The sequence below is a fragment of the Natrinema longum genome (assembly GCF_017352095.1).
In the GTDB taxonomy this organism is placed as follows: Archaea; Halobacteriota; Halobacteria; order Halobacteriales; family Natrialbaceae; genus Natrinema; species Natrinema longum.
In genome coordinates this window covers 1,608,670-1,626,011 of the sequence record NZ_CP071463.1, presented here as the reverse complement: position 1 = coordinate 1,626,011, position 17,342 = coordinate 1,608,670, and the positions used below count along the sequence as shown (strand labels likewise).

At 65.1% G+C, this 17,342-nt stretch carries 12 protein-coding genes; 6 read left to right on the top strand and 6 right to left on the bottom strand.

All coding sequences use genetic code 11. From position 1 onward, the window contains the following. Positions 1 to 22 precede the first annotated feature (22 nt). Together J0X27_RS08075 and J0X27_RS08070 are read right to left on the bottom strand one after the other, a co-directional pair. The gene (locus tag J0X27_RS08075) at positions 23 to 3,097 is read right to left on the bottom strand and encodes an FAD-binding and (Fe-S)-binding domain-containing protein (protein ID WP_207271847.1); all 3,075 of its coding nucleotides are present in this window, start codon (positions 3,095 to 3,097) and stop codon (positions 23 to 25) included. Positions 3,098 to 3,385: 288 nt separating this feature from the next. Next, a complete protein-coding gene (locus J0X27_RS08070; RefSeq protein ID WP_207271846.1) occupies positions 3,386 to 4,273 on the bottom strand; it encodes a 3-hydroxyacyl-CoA dehydrogenase family protein in 888 nt (295 codons plus the stop codon). A gap of 672 nt (positions 4,274 to 4,945) precedes the next feature. On the opposite strand from J0X27_RS08070, the gene J0X27_RS08065 reads away from it, so the two are divergent. Continuing rightward, entirely contained in the window at positions 4,946 to 6,088 is a 1,143-nt protein-coding gene (locus J0X27_RS08065) for a thiolase family protein (protein ID WP_207271845.1), read from the top strand. Positions 6,089 to 6,307: 219 nt separating this feature from the next. Here the strand turns inward: J0X27_RS08065 and J0X27_RS08060 are convergent, their stop codons facing one another. The 4 genes from J0X27_RS08060 to J0X27_RS08045 all read right to left on the bottom strand — a co-directional run bounded on the left by J0X27_RS08060 (position 6,308) and on the right by J0X27_RS08045 (position 12,540). Next, positions 6,308 to 7,447 (bottom strand): acyl-CoA dehydrogenase family protein, encoded by a 1,140-nt coding sequence (locus tag J0X27_RS08060; protein ID WP_207271844.1) that lies wholly within the window; start codon positions 7,445 to 7,447, stop codon positions 6,308 to 6,310. A 145-nt stretch (positions 7,448 to 7,592) separates the two neighbouring features. Then, a complete protein-coding gene (locus tag J0X27_RS08055) occupies positions 7,593 to 9,155 on the bottom strand; it encodes a long-chain-fatty-acid--CoA ligase (RefSeq protein ID WP_207271843.1) in 1,563 nt (520 codons plus the stop codon). 107 nt (positions 9,156 to 9,262) lie between these two features. Beyond that, a complete protein-coding gene (locus J0X27_RS08050; RefSeq protein WP_207271842.1) occupies positions 9,263 to 11,443 on the bottom strand; it encodes a TRAP transporter permease in 2,181 nt (726 codons plus the stop codon). Positions 11,444 to 11,451: 8 nt separating this feature from the next. Further along, entirely contained in the window at positions 11,452 to 12,540 is a 1,089-nt protein-coding gene (locus J0X27_RS08045) for a TAXI family TRAP transporter solute-binding subunit (RefSeq protein WP_207271841.1), read from the bottom strand. Positions 12,541 to 12,804: 264 nt separating this feature from the next. Between J0X27_RS08045 and J0X27_RS08040 the strand changes: the two genes are divergently transcribed. The 5 genes from J0X27_RS08040 (at position 12,805) to J0X27_RS08020 (ending at position 16,899) form a co-directional block, all read left to right on the top strand. Further along, on the top strand, positions 12,805 to 13,968 hold the full coding sequence (locus J0X27_RS08040; protein ID WP_207271840.1) for an acyl-CoA dehydrogenase family protein: 1,164 nt from the start codon (positions 12,805 to 12,807) through the stop codon (positions 13,966 to 13,968). Positions 13,969 to 14,097: 129 nt separating this feature from the next. Continuing rightward, positions 14,098 to 14,868: an IclR family transcriptional regulator gene (locus J0X27_RS08035; protein ID WP_207271839.1), complete on the top strand. Its 771-nt coding sequence runs from the start codon at positions 14,098 to 14,100 to the stop codon at positions 14,866 to 14,868. Positions 14,869 to 15,555: 687 nt separating this feature from the next. Further along, the gene (locus tag J0X27_RS08030; RefSeq protein WP_207271838.1) at positions 15,556 to 15,969 is read left to right on the top strand and encodes a hypothetical protein; all 414 of its coding nucleotides are present in this window, start codon (positions 15,556 to 15,558) and stop codon (positions 15,967 to 15,969) included. A 184-nt stretch (positions 15,970 to 16,153) separates the two neighbouring features. Further along, entirely contained in the window at positions 16,154 to 16,513 is a 360-nt protein-coding gene (locus tag J0X27_RS08025; RefSeq protein WP_207271837.1) for a hypothetical protein, read from the top strand. Between the two features lie 158 nt (positions 16,514 to 16,671). Continuing rightward, complete coding sequence (locus J0X27_RS08020) at positions 16,672 to 16,899, top strand: hypothetical protein (RefSeq protein WP_207271836.1); 228 nt, start codon at positions 16,672 to 16,674, stop codon at positions 16,897 to 16,899. The last annotated feature ends 443 nt before the right edge of the window (positions 16,900 to 17,342 follow it).

Sequence of the window (17,342 nt, the reverse complement as noted above, 5' to 3'; positions counted from 1 at the left end):
CCCGCCCGATGGCGTCCACGTCTCACTCCAGGGCCTCGGCGACGACTTCGATCGGCGTCGGGGGCTCCTCGGATGCACCGGGTTTGTTCTCGAGTTGGGTCCGACAGGAGGCACCGGGAGCGACGACGCGCTCGCCGTCGCTGTCGTCGACCTGTCCGTAGAGGATCTGAGCGATCGCATCGCTCATCGAGGCGTGTTCGGACTCGTAGCCGAAACTGCCCGCCATGCCACAGCAGCCCGAATCGAGGGGGGCGACGGCATAGCCCGCCCGTCGAAGCACGCCGACGGCGTGGTGGTCCTTCGCGACCGATTTCTGGTGACAGTGGCCGTGATAGACCAGCTCCGCCGTCGCCGCGCGCTCGTCGAATGCGATCGCTTCGTCCAGCCGGAAGGTGTCGATGTACTCGCAGACGCCGAAGGTGGCGTTCGCGAGGGTTTCGGCGGCTTCGGTCGAGAGCAGATCGAGGTAATCGGACTGGAACATGACCGCGTCGGAGGGTTCGATGACGACGACGTCCCAGCCCTCCGCGACCCGCGGCGCGAGCGCGGTGACGTTCTCGCGGGCCGCGTCCCTGGCTTTCCCGAGGAATCCCTTCGAGAACGCCGGCCGGCCCGTGTCGCCGAGCCCGTCGGGGACGGAGACGTGGACGCCGGCGGCCTCAAGGGTGCGGACGGCCGCCTTGCCGGCGTCGGGATGGCTGTAGTTGGTGTAGGTGTCGGGATAGAGGACGGCCTTGCGAGTGGCCTCGCCCTCGCCGATGTGAGCGCCGCCTCGCTCGCGGAACCAGTCTCGGAAGGTCTCCGCGTGGAACGTCGGCAGCGCTCGGTCGGCGTCGATCCCGACGGCCACCTCGAGCGCCTTTCGCGCACCCGGTAGCTTCGGCAGGGCGTTGGACAGCGGCGCGAGCCGAGAGCCCCACTTCGAGAGCGTCTCCACGTTGGCGAAGAGGCGATCCCGAAGGCTCGCGCCGTTTCGCTGGTGATACTCGTGGGTGACCTCGGCTTTGAGCTTCGCCATATCGACCTCGCTCGGGCAGTCGATCGCACAGCCCTTGCAGCCGACACAGAGGTCCATCACTTCTTCGACGAACTCGTCGGAGACGGCTTCGTCGGGCTCGAGATCGCCGCTCATGGCCTGGCGGAGCGCGTTCGCCCGGCCCCGGGTGGCCGTGATCTCCTCCCGGCTCGCCCGATAGGTCGGACACATCACGCCGCCCGTGGTCGACTGCTCGCCGCGACAGCCGCCACAGCCGTGACAGAGCTCGACCATCCCCTGCATGCCGTTGTCGTTCTCCCACTCGAGGGTGGGTTCGAAGCCGGCCTCGAACTCGTAGTCGGGGTCGAACCGCAGGTGCTTCCGCAGATCCGTCGGGTTCTCGTCGCGGAAGACGACCTGCCCCGGATTCAGGATCCAGTCGGGGTCGAAGGCGGTCTTGAGGTCCTGGAACGTTTCCCAGAGCTCGTCGCCGTAGCGCTTCCGATTCCACTGCGTGCGGGCCCGGCCGTCGCCGTGTTCGCCCGAGACGGATCCGCCGAGATCGACCACGAGGTCCGTCACGTCGTCCGCGATCCCGTGGAGTTGCTCGAGGCCCACCTCGGTCTTCGTATTTACGAGCGGCCGGACGTGGAGCACGCCGGGGCCGGCGTGGGCGTAGAAACTGGCGTAGGTGTCGTGGCTCTCGAGGATCTCCTCGAACTCCTCGACGAATTCGGGGAGCTTCGCGGGCGGGATCGCGGTGTCCTCGATGAACGAGATGTGCTTCGCGTCGGTCGTCCGCGAGAGCAAGATCGGGAGGCCGGACTTGCGGAGCTTCCACAGCTTCGCGCGTTCAGTGTCGTCGTACGCTTCGAGGGCCTCGATCGCGAGCGTCTCGGACTCGCTGCTCGGGGCGTCGTCGGCCGGCTCGCCCGCCGGCGTCGCCGACGGCACGCGGTCGGCCAGGAGTCCGGCGACCTGCTCTTTCCCGTGGTCTTCGTCCGCGGCGTAGAACTCCACGAGCAACACGGCGTTGGTCCCCTCGGGGAGCATCTCGGTGACGGGACCGAACTCCGCGGTGTCGCGAGCGAGGTCGATCAACACGTCGTCTAACACTTCGACCGCCGCGGGGTCGTGTGCGAGGATCGCCTCGACGTCCCGCATCGCCTCGTGGAGGTCCGGGTAGCACAACAGGGAGACCGCCTTCGTCTCGGGCACCGACTCGAGCGCGACGGTCGCCTCGGTGACGATCGCCAGCGTCCCCTCGCTGCCGGCCAGCAGGCGCGCGAGGTTGACAGTGCCCGCCTCGCCGGTTTCCTCGCCGCCCGGTAGCTCCTCGCCCCGAGCTTCGGCCACCAGCCGATCGAGGTTGTACCCCGAGACGTTGCGTTTGAGGTCGGGATAGGTCTCCTCGATGCGGTCCGCGTCCGCCTCGAGGATCCGCTCGACCTCCGCGTAGATCCGGGCCTCGAGGTCGCCGTCGGGATCGGCCCGTTCGGAGATCTCCTCGAGCGTAACCTCGCCGAATCGGGTGACGGTGCCGTCGGCGAGGACGGCCTCGACCGCCTCGATGTAGGCGTCGGTCTTGCCGTATTTCAGCGAGTGTGCGCCCGTCGAGTTGTTCCCGATCGCGCCGCCGATGGCGCTCTTGTCGCCCCACGCGGGGTCGGGGGCGAATTTGAGATCGTGGGATTCGAGTGCCTCGTTCAGCGTTCCGAGGATCGTCCCGGGCTGGACCGTCGCGGTCCGTTCGTCGGGATCGATCTCGCGGATCTCGCCCATGTGCCGGGTGAAATCCAACACGACGGCCCGGTTGACCGTCTGGCCGGCGAGGCTCGTCCCGCCACCCCGCGGGAGGACCGGAATCTCCCGCTTGGCACAGTACTCGAGGATCCCCGCGACGTCGGCCGTCGATTCGGGGAAGGCGACGGCGATCGGGGTCATCTCGTAGGCGCTCGCGTCCGTAGCGTACAGTTCGCGGGAGTAGGAGTCGGCACGGACCTCGCAGTCGACGAGCGCCTCGATGTCCGCGACCAGCGCCGGACGGTCGAGTTCGTCGCTCCGATAGTCGTAGTTCGCTCGCCCGTCGGCGGCCGGGTCGGCGCTCGGTTCCAGTGACATACTCCACCATTGTACAGGAGCGGCTAAAAGCATCCGCATTAGCGACCGTTCGACCGGAACGGGGCGCGGAATCGACCGCGCGGCGGATCTCGAACCGCCCGGCCGGCACGCGGGGTTCGCTGTCGGGAGTGGCAGCTGAACGGAAAAGTGGCCCCGTCGTTTTCCCACGTGCGCCCCCGGGGCCGCCGTCCGTGGTATCGGACGGTAGCAGTCAGTAGCAGGGGAGGCCAAACAAGCGATATGCCTACCTAGTAAGGTATCCCTACGGGGCGCTCCTCGCGTCCCGCGTCACTCGTCTCCGCCCCACTCGCCGCTCATGCCGACGCGTTCGCCGTCTTCCCAGACGTAGTAGCCCTCGCCGGTCTTCTTGCCGAGGTTGCCCGCGCGGACCTTCCGGCGCAGGGACTGGGGTGGCTTGAACCGCTCGCCCAGTTCCTCGCGGAGGTGTTCGGCGATGTGCAGGCGCACGTCGAGTCCGACGTGGTCGGTCAACTCCAGGGGTCCCATCGGATGCCCGTAGCCGATCTCCATCCCCTCGTCGATGTCGGCCGGGCTGGCGACGCCCTGCTCGACCATCCGGATCGCTTCCAGTCCCAGCGCGAGCCCGAGCCGCGAGGTGGCGAAGCCGGCCGTATCCCGCACGACGACGTCTTCCTTCTCGATGCCCCGGACGTAGTCGACGGCGAACTCCTCGGTCCGATCGTCGGTCTGTTCGGCGACGACGATTTCGACCAGGTCCATGATGTGGGGCGGGTTGAAGAAGTGGAGGCCGACGGCGCGTTCGGGGTGCTCGAGGGCGCTTGCCATCTCGGTCACCGACAGCGAGGACGTGTTCGAGGCGATGATCGTGTCCTCGCCCGTGGCTTCCTCGACGTCCGCGAACACCTCCTGTTTGAGGTCCATGTCCTCGGGCACCGCCTCGACGACGAGATCCGCGTCCGCGACTGCGCCCGTGAGGTCCGTCGTCCCCTCGATTCGCTCGAGGGTCGCTTCCATCTCGTCCGCGCTGATCTTGTCCCGATCGACGCCGCCCCGAAGGTTGGCGCGGATCCCCTCGAGGCCGTCCTCGACGAACTCCTCCTCGATGTCACGGAGGACGACGTCGTGGCCCGCCATCGCGGATACCTGTGCGATCCCGTGTCCCATACTGCCGGCTCCGAGGACTGCGATTTGCATGTGCGAACCCACAGACGACGCGATCAAAAGCGTTCCCTTTCGAACAATCCGGCCCAGTGTTGGTTCGGGGGCCAATACTTCGAAACTCGATTCCATCACACGGCGCGCGCTGTCGATCCGTCCGAACGGCACGAGATGCGAACGGAGTGAAGCACCTCGGAAAGCGAATAGCGCGGGACCGATGGCCCCGCGGACCATGCGAACGGCGCAAAGCGCCGTGAGCAGACGGTGACCGTAGGGAACCGTGAGCACAGTGAGGACGGATCGAGACCCCGTGCGAGGGACGAGGACCGCAGCGACCGAAAGCGCGGCGCGAAGCACCGCGGAAAGGCGAGCGGCAACGCCGCGAGCCGGGGAGCGAGGACCGCAGTTGGTTGGGGAGGACGTGATGCTGTGTCGGGCGGGATTGAAAGAGGCAGGGGCTTTCTGAGTGTGCTCGAACGATATTGTGCTCCGTTCTTACGGCGGCAACTGGGGATTTCCACACCCTCCCCAGCCGATTCGCTCACTCGTTCCATTCGTTCGCTCATCCCTCGCGCATAGTCGTGCCGCGGCTCACACCGTTCGCCGCGGCCCAGCGCGCGCCACCTCAACGTATCCCGACACACTAACACGGTTCCATGGCGAAGAACGGAGCTACTTTACTTCAGGAGCGCGAGTCAATCAGTATCAATGAGCGATCGCCAGCCAGTTATCGTCCAGGCAGTCCGCACTCCGCAGGGAAAACACGGCGGCGTCTTCGCCGAGACCGGCAGCGAGGAGCTGTCGGTCCCGCTCGTGGACGCGATGCTCGAGCGGACGGGCCTTACCGGCGAGGACGTCGACGACATCCGGTGGGGCTGTGCCAAACAGGTCAACGAACAGAGCAACAACATCGCGCGGGTGATCGCCCTCCTCTCGGAGCTGGGCGAGGGCGTCCCCGGCACCACCATCGACCGGCTCTGTGCCTCCTCGGCGGAGGCGATCATGAGCGCCAGCGACGCGATCCGGGCGGGCCAGCGCGAGGTCGTCGTCGCGGGCGGCGTCGAGAACATGTCCCGCAACGAGCGCCGGAAGGGGATCGACTCCTACGACGGCATCGCCGAGCAGTACGACGCGGCCGGCCTCGCGATGGGCCAGACCGCAGAGACGGTCGCCGAGGAGTTCGACATCAGCCGGGACCAGCAAGACGAGTACGGCGCGTGCAGCCAGCAGCGCGCGGTCGAAGCGACCGAGGACGGGACGTTCGACGAGGAGATCGTCCCCATCGAGACCGAGGACGGCCTCGTCGAGGAGGACGAGGGCCTCCGTCCCGGTACCACCAAAGAAAAGATCGCCGGCCTCCCGCCGGCGTTCCGCGAGGAGGGAACCGTCACCGCCGCCAACGCCTCGCAGGTCTCCGACGGCGCTGCGGGCGTCCTCATCACGAGCAAAGCGTTCGCCCAGCGGGAAGGACTCGAGATCATGGCCGCGATCGAGGACCACAACGTTGCGGGCGTCGATCCGACGATCATGGGGATTGGTCCGGTCCCCGCGGTGCGGGGGATCTGGGAGCGCAACAGCCGGTCGGCGGACGACTACGACCTCGTGGAACTCAACGAGGCCTTCGCCAGCCAGACGATCTACTGCCGGGACGAACTCGGCTTCGACGACGACCGGTTCAACGTCAACGGCGGCGCGATCGCCATCGGCCACCCGCTTGGCGCGTCGGGCGCTCGCCTCCCCGTCACCCTGATCCACGAACTACAGCGCCGGGACGGCGGCCTCGGCCTCTCGACGATGTGCGTCGGCTACGGGCAGGGCGCGGCACTCGAGCTTCGGGTGCCCAAGCGGTAGGCGCTCGGGCGACTCCCGAGTGACTCGCGGCTCGTCGACGCGTTCCGGCGTTCTCGCGTCGGTCCGTCCATCCCCGCACACGAATGTGGGGGTAAAAACGAATCCGAACTCGAGTAACTCCTCGTTCGGTGAGAAACCGCTCGAACAGTCCGAGACGGCAGACAAGCTATCGAGGGCGCAACTGCAAAAATACCGAGTTGTTTCGCGGTCGACGCCGGGTTAGAGGATCTGGTCGGCGATGATGTTCTTCTGGATCTCGCTGGTGCCCTCGTAGATCTTCGTGATGCGGGCGTCGCGGTAGTAGCGCTCGGCGGGGTAGTCCGTGACGTAGCCCGAGCCACCGTGGACCTGGATACCCTCGTCGGCGACTTCGACCGAGATTTCGGACGCGAAGTACTTCGCCATGCTCGAGTACTGCGCGGCGATGTCCTGGTTCTCCTGCTCGACCTGGGTCGCCGCACGATAGGTCAGCGAGCGGGCGGCCTCGACCTTGGTCGCCATCTCGGCGATCTTGTGTTGGATGGCCTGGAACTCGGAGATCTGCTGGTCGAACTGCTCGCGCTGGGTGGCGTACTCGATGGCGGCGTCGAGTGCACCCTGGGCGGCACCGACGGCCTGGGCGGCGACGCTGGTGCGGCCGGAGGCGAAGAACTCCATCAGCTGGTAGAAGCCCTTGTCGACCTCGCCGATGACGTTGTCCTCGGGGACGCGAACGTCGTCGATGACGACCTCCGCGAGGTCGGAGGCGCGGATGCCCAGTTTGTTGGTGATCTTGTCCGTCGAGACGCCGTCGCGGTCCATCTCGACGAGGAAGGCGGTGATGCCCTTGTGGCCCTCGCCGGGGCTGGTCTTGGCCATGCAGACGCCGACGTCGGCGACGGTCCCGTTGGTGATCCACATCTTGTTGCCGTTGAGGACGTACTCGTCGCCGTCCTTCTCGGCGACCGTCTCGATGCCGGCGACGTTCGAGCCGTGTGCGGGCTCGGAGATCATCGAACAGGACGCGGTCTCGCCGTTGGCGATCTTGGGCAGCCACTCCTCTTTCATCCACTCGTCACCGAATTCGATGATCATGTCCGAGCCGAATCCGGCGGAGCCGACGGCGGAGCCGATCCCGGGGTCGGCACGCCAGAGTTCCTCGGTGACGATCGTCGAGGAGATCTTGTCCATCCCGGCACCGTCGTACTCGGTCGGGATGTTCGGCGCGACGAAGTCGTACTCGGCGGCCTTCTTGCGGAGCGCTTCCGGATACTTGTGCTCTCGGTCGTGTTCCTCGGCGACCGGAACCATCTCGTTTTCGCCGAATTCGCGGACGGCGTCACGGATCGCCTCGTGCTCGGCGGATAACTGGAATGCCATGATTGTTTGCTAGGAGTCGTCTTACAAAGTAGCTTCGGATATGCTCGAAATCTGTTTTTGTTAATGCATCACCGGCCGAATCTCGAGCGTGGAAACGGTGCGCCGATCGCCGCCGATTACCGGCCGACCGGATCGACGACGGCGATCACTCCGCGTCTTCGTCGCGAAGTTCGAACTTCTGGACCTTGCCGGTCGTCGTCCGGGGCAGTTCCTGGACGAACTCGACTTCGCGGGGGTGTTTGTACTCCGCGAGGTTGGTCAGACAGTACTGCTTGATGTCTTCGGGCGTCGCTTCGGCGTCGGGCGTGGGAACGACGAACGCCCTCACGGTCTCGCCGCGGCGCTCGTCCGGAACCCCAACCACCGCGGCGTCGGCGACGTCCTCGTGCTCGAAGAGCAACTCCTCGACTTCGCGCGGGTAGACGTTGTAGCCGCCGGTGACGATCATGTGTTTCTCGCGGTCGACGACGTAGAAGAAGTCGTCCTCGTCCCAGTAGCCGATGTCGCCGGTGTGGAACCAGCGCTTACCGTCCTCGTCGGTGAAGGCCTCCTCGTTGGCCTCGGGGAGCCCGTAGTACTCCTTCATCACGTTCGGCCCGTGGATGACCAGTTCGCCCGTGATGTCGTGGAGGTCGGCCTCCTCCTCGTCGATCGGGCCTTCCTCGACGCGCGGGATCGCCTCGAAATCGTCGTCGACGATCTTCGCCTCGACGCCCTCGAGTGGCTGGCCGATACTTCCCTTCCGCCGGTTTTCGTTCGTGTTGGCGTGGGTGACCGGACTGGTCTCGGTCAGGCCGTAGCCCTCGTTGAGCTGGACGCCCCAGAGCTCCTCGAATCGCTCGAGGACCTCCAGGGGCAGACTCGAGCCCCCGGAGTTGGCAAAGCGCAGGGACTCGAACTCGTAGCTCTCGGCGTCGGGCTGGTTGATCATGTCGTTGAACATCGCGGGAACCGCGAACATGATCGTGATCCCGTCGTCCTCGAGTTGCTGCATCACCGCGGGCGCGTCCCACTCGGGGACGGGGTAGTAGGTGCCCCCGCTGTACATCGCGCCGTTCATGACGACGGACATACCGTAGATATGGAACAGCGGGAGTGTCCCGATGAGTCGGTCGGAGGCCTGGAAGCCCCCCGGCGGAACGTCGGCGTTGGCCCGCGTCGTAAAGGCCAGATTGTGGTGGGTCAGCAGGACGCCCTTGGGCGTGCCGGTCGTCCCCGACGTGTAGGGCTGGACTGCGATGTCGTCGTCCGCGCGGTCGACGACGTCCTTGGTCTCCCCCGCGAGGAAGTCGCCGAACGCCGTCGCGCCGTCGACGTCCGCTCCGACGCTGACGACCTGTTCGACGTCCGTGTCGTCCTGTACCTCGAGGACGTTGGGAACGAGGTCGGCCAGCGCGACGACGGCCTTGGCCCCGCTGTCGGCCAGCATGTGGCTGATCTCGCGGGCCTTGTACTGGGGGTTCATCGGGACGATGATGCCCCCGGCGCGCAGCGTGCCGTAGAAGGCCGTGACGAACTGGGGCAGGTTCGGCAGGTAGATGCCGACGCGGTCGCCCTCGCCGATGCCGCGGTTCTCGAGGGCCTGTGCGAACTGGCCGGCCTGTTCCCAGAACTCCGCGTAGCTCAGTTTGGTCCCTTCGTACGCGATCGCGGGCGATTCTGGGTTCGCATCGACGGTCTCTTCGACCTCCGTCACGAGGTTTGTCATACCTTGTGTATGGCTGCCTGGGTGGTCAAAAGGGTTGTTACTCGTCGATCCCATTTATTTCGGTTGTTCCGGAGAAGGAGGACTCGAGCGACCCATCGGGGTCGCAGTCAGTCGAGCGGCGCGTCGATGTCGGAACCGGCGGCACTTCCGCTCGGCAACTCGTACCCGACGACGAACCGGGCGTGCAGCAACGCGGCGACGATGGCCGCCGCGGCGACGAGCTGGATGGCGACGTGGACGATCGAGCCGAACATCGCGCCGAGGGCGGCGACGATGAAGGCCGCGCGGACCGGCGCGGAGAGGTCCCGCGCCCCGTCGAACCCGATCGTCGCGACGATCAGGGCGACGGTGCCGGCCAGCACGACCGGGAACGCGACGAGCGTCTCGGTCGACCAGTAGATGAGGCTCTCGTTCGCGATGAACGCGTAGGGGATGACGAACCCGGGCGCGCCGAGTCGGAGCGCCTGCTTGGCCGACTGGAGGAAACTCGCGCCCGCGATCCGCGCCCCGATCGCGACGGAGATCGCGACCGGCGGCGTGATCGCCGACAGCATCGCGAAGTAGAACACGAACATGTGTGTCGCGATGTCGGGGGTCCCCAGTTCGGTGATCGGTTTGGCGACCAGGATGGCCACGAGGATGTACGCCGCGGGCGTGGGCATTCCCAGTCCGAACAGGATGCTTGCGATCATCGCGAGGAACAGGACGACGAACAGTCCGCCACCGAGTCCGAGCAGGCTCACGTCGCCGAGACTGACGATCGACGTCGCGACGCGGGCCGTCAGCCCCGTTCCCTCGAGCAGTTCGACGATCACGCCCATGGCCGCGAGGACGCCGACCAGCGGTGCCATGTCGATCCCGCCTTGTTTGAACCCGTCGGCGGTCTGCTTGGCCGTCGCGCCGAGGTTCCCGAGTAGATTGTCGCCCCGTACTTCCCGTCCGAGGACCTCGGCCGTCACCTCGTCGGAGCCGATGCCGACGACGCCGACGACGAGGTTCCGGACGAACATCACGCCGATGATCGCGACGATCGTGTTCATCCCCGCCGAGAGTGGGGTGTACCGCAGGTAGACGAGGGTGTACAGGAGGACGCCCATCGGAACCGCGAAGTGGAGTCCCTTGAGCAGGAGCCGCCACCTGAACGGCGAGAGGTCGTTCGAGATCCAGCCGAACTTGAGGATCGTGAAGTGGACGGCCAGACAGACGCTGAAGTAGAACAGCGCCGCCGGAATGACTCCCGCTTGCACGATGTCCAGGTACGGGACCTGGATGATGTCGGCCATCAGGAACGCCGCGACGCCCATCACGGGGGGCAGCATCTGGCCGCCCGCGGAGGCGACCGCCTCGATCGAGGCGGCGACGTCGTCGCGGACGCCCTGATCCTTGATCATCGGAATGGTGAAGCTGCCGGTCGTCGCGGTGTTGGCCGCCGCGCTCCCGGTGATCGAGCCCATGATCATACTCGAGATGACGGCGATCTGGACGACGCCGGTTCGGAGGCTCGTCCCGAGTTCCGTCCCTACCTCGCGGACGAACTCCATCAATCCGAAGGCCTTCGCGATCCCGGCGAACATGATGAAGATCGCGACCCACGTCGAGCCGATCCCCATCAGAGTGCCGTCGTAGACGCCGCTGATTCCGATCGCGCCGTTCTCGGCGATCTGCTCCCAGCCCTGGCCCGAGTGCTCGAAGACGCCGAACAGCCGCGGGCCGACCGCAGAGTGAGCGTAGGCGATCGCCGCGACGGCGACGGCTGCGATCACCGTCCCGAACGCCCGGCGAGTGGTGTCGATCGCCAGCGTAATCAGAACGATGCCGACGAGGTGATCGGTGGTGGTGTAGCCGAGGATGTAGGCGTCACCCTCGAGCCGGGTGAAGTTCGTGTAGACGTAGGCCATCGCGAGTAGCGACACGAGCGCGAGTGCGAGGGCGACGTACGGGTCGATCCGTCCCCAGACGCTCCGCGCTCGCTCGAGCGCACCCTCGGTGCTCTCGTCGGCCGTCGAGGACGCCGCCGCATCGATACTTACGTCGGCGCTCTCGCCGACGAACTCCTGGCGGGCGTAGTCGAGGTAGTACAGCGCGATGCCGCCGCCGAAAAAGATGATCATGTACAGTTCGTCTCGCTTCACCCACCCGGGTTCCGGGACGAGTCCGCTAAGTGGCCATCCGCCGACGAGGGAGACGGCGTACCCGACGGTATACAGCGTCAGGGAGAACCCAAACACGTAGACGATGAGCCCGAGAGCGCTCTCGGAAACTCCGCGCTCGGAATATGTTTCGGACATCGGTTCCGTTAGTTACCGCCGTCGGCGATGAAGAACCACGGCAGATCGTAGAAGTGGACGATCTGTGCCATGTCGAAGTTGAGTTCGCTGTAGTTCCCGGCACCTTCCCGGACCTGCTGTGCCGACCAGTTCTGGATGTAGACCATTTCGGCGTCCTCGCTGTTGAGCGCGCCGAGGTTAGCCTCGGTTCCCTGGCTGGTCTGGGCCTCGGCGAACAGGGCGTCGGTCCCGTCGTTGACGGCGCTGGCCATCCCCTGATTGGCGGTGTAGGCCGTCGTCGTCGACGTCGACGTCCGCATCCGGACGTTGGTGTCTCCGGTGGACCCGCCGCTTGTACTGCCGCCGGCGCGTTCGAACTCGTCGCTCCAGACGCCGATCTCCTCGTAGAAGTCCGCCGCGGCGTCGTGGAAGGGGACGCCGTCGTACATGTTCTTCACCCAGAACTCGTCTTCTTCGTGGGTCGCCAGGAGACCGTTGTACTCCGCCAGTTCGTCTTTCTGCTCGTATAGCGTCTCGAGGAACGTGTAGACCGTGTCGTACTCGAGGTCGGCCCGCGAGACGAAGTTGTACGCGAACGTCGGCGCGGGGACCTCGTCGGGGGCGTCGACGTTGTCGATCTGGCCCGTCTCGGTCGGCTGGATCAGCAGTCGATCGTCGTCGTTCCAGGCCTGCTCGGTCTCGTCGGTCACGTCGAGGACGCGGAGGTTGCCGACGGTACTCGCGGTCTGCTGGAGCCAGCTGGGCGTGATCGAGAAGTTCATCAGCGTCCCGACGCCGACGTCGAGTTGGTTCTCGTTGATCGCGTTGCCCTGTTCGCCGTAGCTCGTACTCACGCGGTCGTAGCCGTCGGTCGCGTGATCGAGCGCACGCTCGAGCGCCGGCGCGGTCCCGGAGCCACTCGGCGTCGGTGACACCGACGTCTCCTCGTTGATGTCCGAGAGGGTCTCGAGGGTCTGGTCGCCGCCACCGTTGCCGCCGTTGCCGCTCGTCTCACCGCCGATACAGCCGGCGAGTGCCGTCGCGGCTCCGACGCCGGTCGCTGCGAGGAGTGTTCGTCGAGTTGTACCGCTATCCGTACGGGTACGCTTTCCTGCCATGCCAATGTCCTTCATAGTTATGTATTATAATGCTTCCGCTATCTTTCGATATCGCGCTCGAGGACGCGACCGTTCCATCCACGACCACCGTAACTAATACCCGCAGTGCCGCCCGATTTCCGTCCGAATCGAGTCGGCCGGCACCGGTGGTACTAGACCATTTGTACCAACTAAACGAGAGTTCTATAATTCACTTTATGTGTTTTCCATAGCTCTGGTAACACGTATCGCAACGCCTATTGCACCCTTAGCAAACTATGATGCATGCTGGATTTCGTTCAGCTCGAGGAAGACCTCGACCAGGAAGAGCGGATGATCCGGGACACGGCCCGGGAGTTCGTCGACGAACACGTCAAACCCGACATCGGCGACCACTTCGAAGCGGGGACCTTCCCCAAGGAGCTCATCCCGAAGATGGGCGAACTGGGCTTTTACGCCCCGAATCTCGAGGGCTATGGCTCGCCGAACGTCTCGGAGACGGCCTACGGACTCCTGATGCAGGAACTCGAGGCCGGCGATTCGGGGCTGCGCTCGATGGCGTCGGTCCAGGGTGCGCTCGTGATGTACCCGATCCACGCCTACGGGAGCGAGGAGCAGAAAGAAGAGTGGCTGCCGGACATGGGGCGAGGCGAGGCGATCGGTTGCTTCGGTCTCACCGAACCCGAACACGGCTCGAACCCGTCGGCGATGGAGACCCGCGCCGAAGCGGACGGCGACGGCTACGTCATAAACGGCGCGAAGACGTGGATCACGAACTCGCCGATCGCTGACGTCGCCATCGTCTGGGCCCGCGATACGTCGGCCGAGGACGACCCGGTCCGCGGGTTCCTCGTCGAGACCGACCGCGACGGGATTACGACCAACAAGATCGACGACAAACTCTCGCTGCGCGCCTCGATCACCGGCGAGATCGGGCTCAACGACGTCTACGTTCCCCAGGAGAACGTCCTGCCCGGCGTCGAGGGCATGAAGGGCCCGCTCTCCTGTCTCACGCAGGCACGCTACGGCATCGCCTGGGGTGCCGTCGGTGCCGCTCGTGACTGCTTCGAGGAGGCTCGCCAGTACGCGAAAGACCGCGACCAGTTCGGCGGTCCGATCGGCCGGTTCCAGCTCCAACAGCGCAAACTCGCGGAGATGGGAACCCAGATCACACTGGCCCAGCTGCTGGCCTACCGGCTCGCCGAACTCAAAGAACGCGGTGAGATGCGACCACAGCACGTCTCGATGTCGAAGCGGAACAACGTCCGGATGGCCCGCGACCAGTCCCGCATCGCCCGCGAGATGCTCGGCGGTAACGGCATCACCACCGACTACTCGCCGATGCGCCACATGTCCAACCTCGAGACGGTCTACACCTACGAGGGGACCCACGACATCCACACGCTCGTCCTCGGCGAGGAGTTCACCGGGATTCCCGCCTACCAGTAACCCGCGACTCGACTCTTCGCGGCCTTTTTTCGCCGACTCGCGTTCGCGACCGGAGCTGGACGTTTCGCTCACCAACACTCTCGTTTCAGTGTCCGGAACATTGATTGCGTTCGATGAGTAGTAACGGACATGAGAACGGATCGGGACGAGACCGAGACGGACGAGGTGGGTGTTGCGACGACTCGGAAGACGTTCGCACTCCTCGAGGCGCTCAAAGACGAGGAGGGACTCACGATCGCGGAGCTCACCCAGCGGACGGGGCTCCCGAAGAGCACCGTCTACCGCCATCTGCAGACGCTGACCGATCTGGGGTACGTCATCGAGCGCGATGGTAACTACTACGTCGGGTTTCGCTTCGTCGAACTCGGTGAGCAGGCCCGTTCCCGGAGAGTAGGATACACGGCTGCCAAGCGAGCGGTGTTCGAACTCGGTCAGGAGACCGACGAACGCGCGGTGTTCATCGTCGAAGAGGACGACGAGGCCGTCTACGTCCACCGCTATGGCAGCCTCACGAACACGATGATCGGGCACCGGCGGCCGCTCCACTCGATGGCCTCGGGCAAAGTCATTCTCGCAGAGTGGGACGACGCTTCGGTTACTCGCTACGTCGACGACGTGGGTCTCGAGGCGATCACGTCGAACACGATCACCGACCCCGACGAACTGTTCGACGAACTCGAGCGAATCCGCGAGCGGGGGTATGCGGTAAACAACCAGGAACACATGGACGGGCTTCGTGGGGTCGCCGTCCCCGTCTACACGCCCGACGACGAGTTCCTCGGGTCGCTGGCCGTGTTCGGACCGACCAGCCGATTCACCGACGAGTACGTTCACGACGACCTTCCGACCCGGCTTCGGGACAAGGCTGGCGAAATCAGGGTCACGCTCGCGTACGGCTGACGAACGGTAACAGTGAGCGTTTCACCAGACGAAACGCTCGTTTCGAGAGTCGACAGGGAAAACGACTCGTCCGCGATCGAGCGTTCGGTCGATCGCCGGCAAGGGGGATCCGACCTCCGTTCCGGGACACTTCGTTCGACGGGTGGACGGCCGTGTCCGGATACTAACTCGACCGGGGACCGTCGACGAAACGACGGCGCTCCTTTTTGGCGTGTTCCCAGTCGGTGACCCGACGGTAGCCCCTGCCGGAAGACCACGGCGAGTGATCGATCAATGAACGTGACGGTCGTATGGCTGTAATGCTGGTCTCCGCCTTGGTTCTCATCCGGTTACATATTCATATCCCTACTGTATAGGAAATCCATCCTATTATGGGATTCTTCGTGGACGAAATCGTGCACGGGACCGGCGTAAGAGTTCGCTGCTCCCTCTAACGAGATCGTCGGTTGTGGGCCCAAAAGCCGCTCTGGCCGGCAGCGTCTCGAGATCTCTCGTCCGCTCACCGTCGCCGGTTCTTGCCTTCGATTCGACCTCGAAATTATTGTCGAATAACTTGTGTGTAGCTCCATCTATCGGTGTTTGGGTCGTTCTACGTGTGGAACAGCCGTCGGAACGGAATCGAACGAGACCCAGTCGACCCGACGCGCCGTCCGAGGATTTATCCGACAATCCGCGGCCAACGGCGGTATGTCGGACTCGGATCCACTGTCGCGGCGAACGGTCTTGCAAGCTGTCGTGATCGGTATCTCGGGAACGATCGGTGCTGCCGCGAGCGGTAGTGCACGTCCCGGCGAGTCGGCTGCGCGAGTCGACCGGGACGACGTTTCGTCCGGGTCGTCCTCGAGCCGAGTAGCCATCGGCGAGCGGCCCGACGGAGCGACCCGGTACGTCGGCGTCGTCGATCGGATCGTCGACGGCCGGCACGTCGTCGTCCTGCTCGAGGATGGCGATGCGGTCGTCGATCAGATCGTCGTTCCGACCGCGCGCTTCGACGAGATCGCGGAAGGGGATACCCTGCTTGCCGTCGTCCGCGGCGACGAACTACTCGCGTATCGACGTCTCCGGTCGGCATCCGTCGACGGGCCGGCGTTCGGAGACTGACCACGTCCGCCCTGTCCACTCCGTTAGGACTGCGCGGTCGACCGCTGTCCGGGGTGGCCCCGTCGTCACCGATTCCGAACCGCGGGCCGACGCGACGAGTCGGTCCCTCGAACATCGGTACCGATCCACACTGCCATAATCCGCAAGTAGCACTCCTACCCCTTCGGATCCCGTCCGGTATCGTATGGTGACTGCAATCGCGCCCGACCGAGGATTGAATCGACCGGGGTCTCCCGGACTGCGGACCGCGTTCTTCGGCGTCTGGTTCGTCGATCTCGTCGCGACGATCCTGTTTTTCTCCGTCCCGTATGCCACCGAGATCAATCCCGTGACGGTCTTCCTTCACGATGTCTTCGGAGTCGTCGGCGTGGTTCTCGCCGCGCTCATCTACGCTGGACTCGTCATCGTGATCGGTTTGCTTCTGCCGACCCCGTTCGACGTCGGCTTCGTGATGTCCGTCGTCGTCATGTATGTCCTCTTCGCGAGCAACAACGTCGTTCTCCTGGTGGCTCGGGAGCCGTTGCTCGCGCCGTTCGTCCCGTAACCCAGCGACGGAACCGAACCGGATCGTCCTCGAATCGGGCCGAAAACGGCTGTCGGTCGTGGTCCGTTCAGTTCCGTCGCGGACGCGTGCGGCATGTTTTAACGGTGAACACGGCTAACTGTGTCTTCACGGACGATTTAGCGATCGGTGGTGAAGCGATGAACACGTACGATGGGGTCTGGGACGTCATCTCCGCGTATGCCCCGTACTTCTATCTCGTGCTCGTGGTCGTCACACTGATGGCCGCCCTGAACGCGGTCGCGATGGTACTCGAGGACCGATTCGAGGGGACGTTCGCGGTATCGATGGTCGTCTTCGGGATCCTCGGACTCACTGGACTCGGCCTCGCAATCGTCCTGTGGCAGTGCAAGCGCCGGTCACAATAGCCCTCCCGTTTCCCTACCCGACCCGTCCGTTCGCGCTGAACCCGTCGTGGCGGATCGGCCTTCAGCGACCGACCGGTGGGAGCGTCCGGTACCGCGGACAGGACATCTGGGACGCGAAGGATGGCCGCGACGACGTCGACATTCCCCACGACGAGATCCGACGGTCGCTCCAGATCATCCATCAGGATCCCGGCAGCGCGCTCAACCCGAACCGCCGGGTGATGAAGATACTCGAGGTTCCCCTCAAGCGCTTGCAGTCCGGGATGAGTGCCGGCGATCGCCGCCGGGATTTCGATCGGCGCGTGGGGCGCGCTGTTCGAGGACATCGAGGCCGAGATCATTCGCGTCGAGGGAGTCGAGTTCCCCGAGCCGTGAGCAACCACCCGGTGGCCTTCCCCGCCGGCGGACGTGGAATGGCTCGCAGCTATCGCGACCCTTCGAGG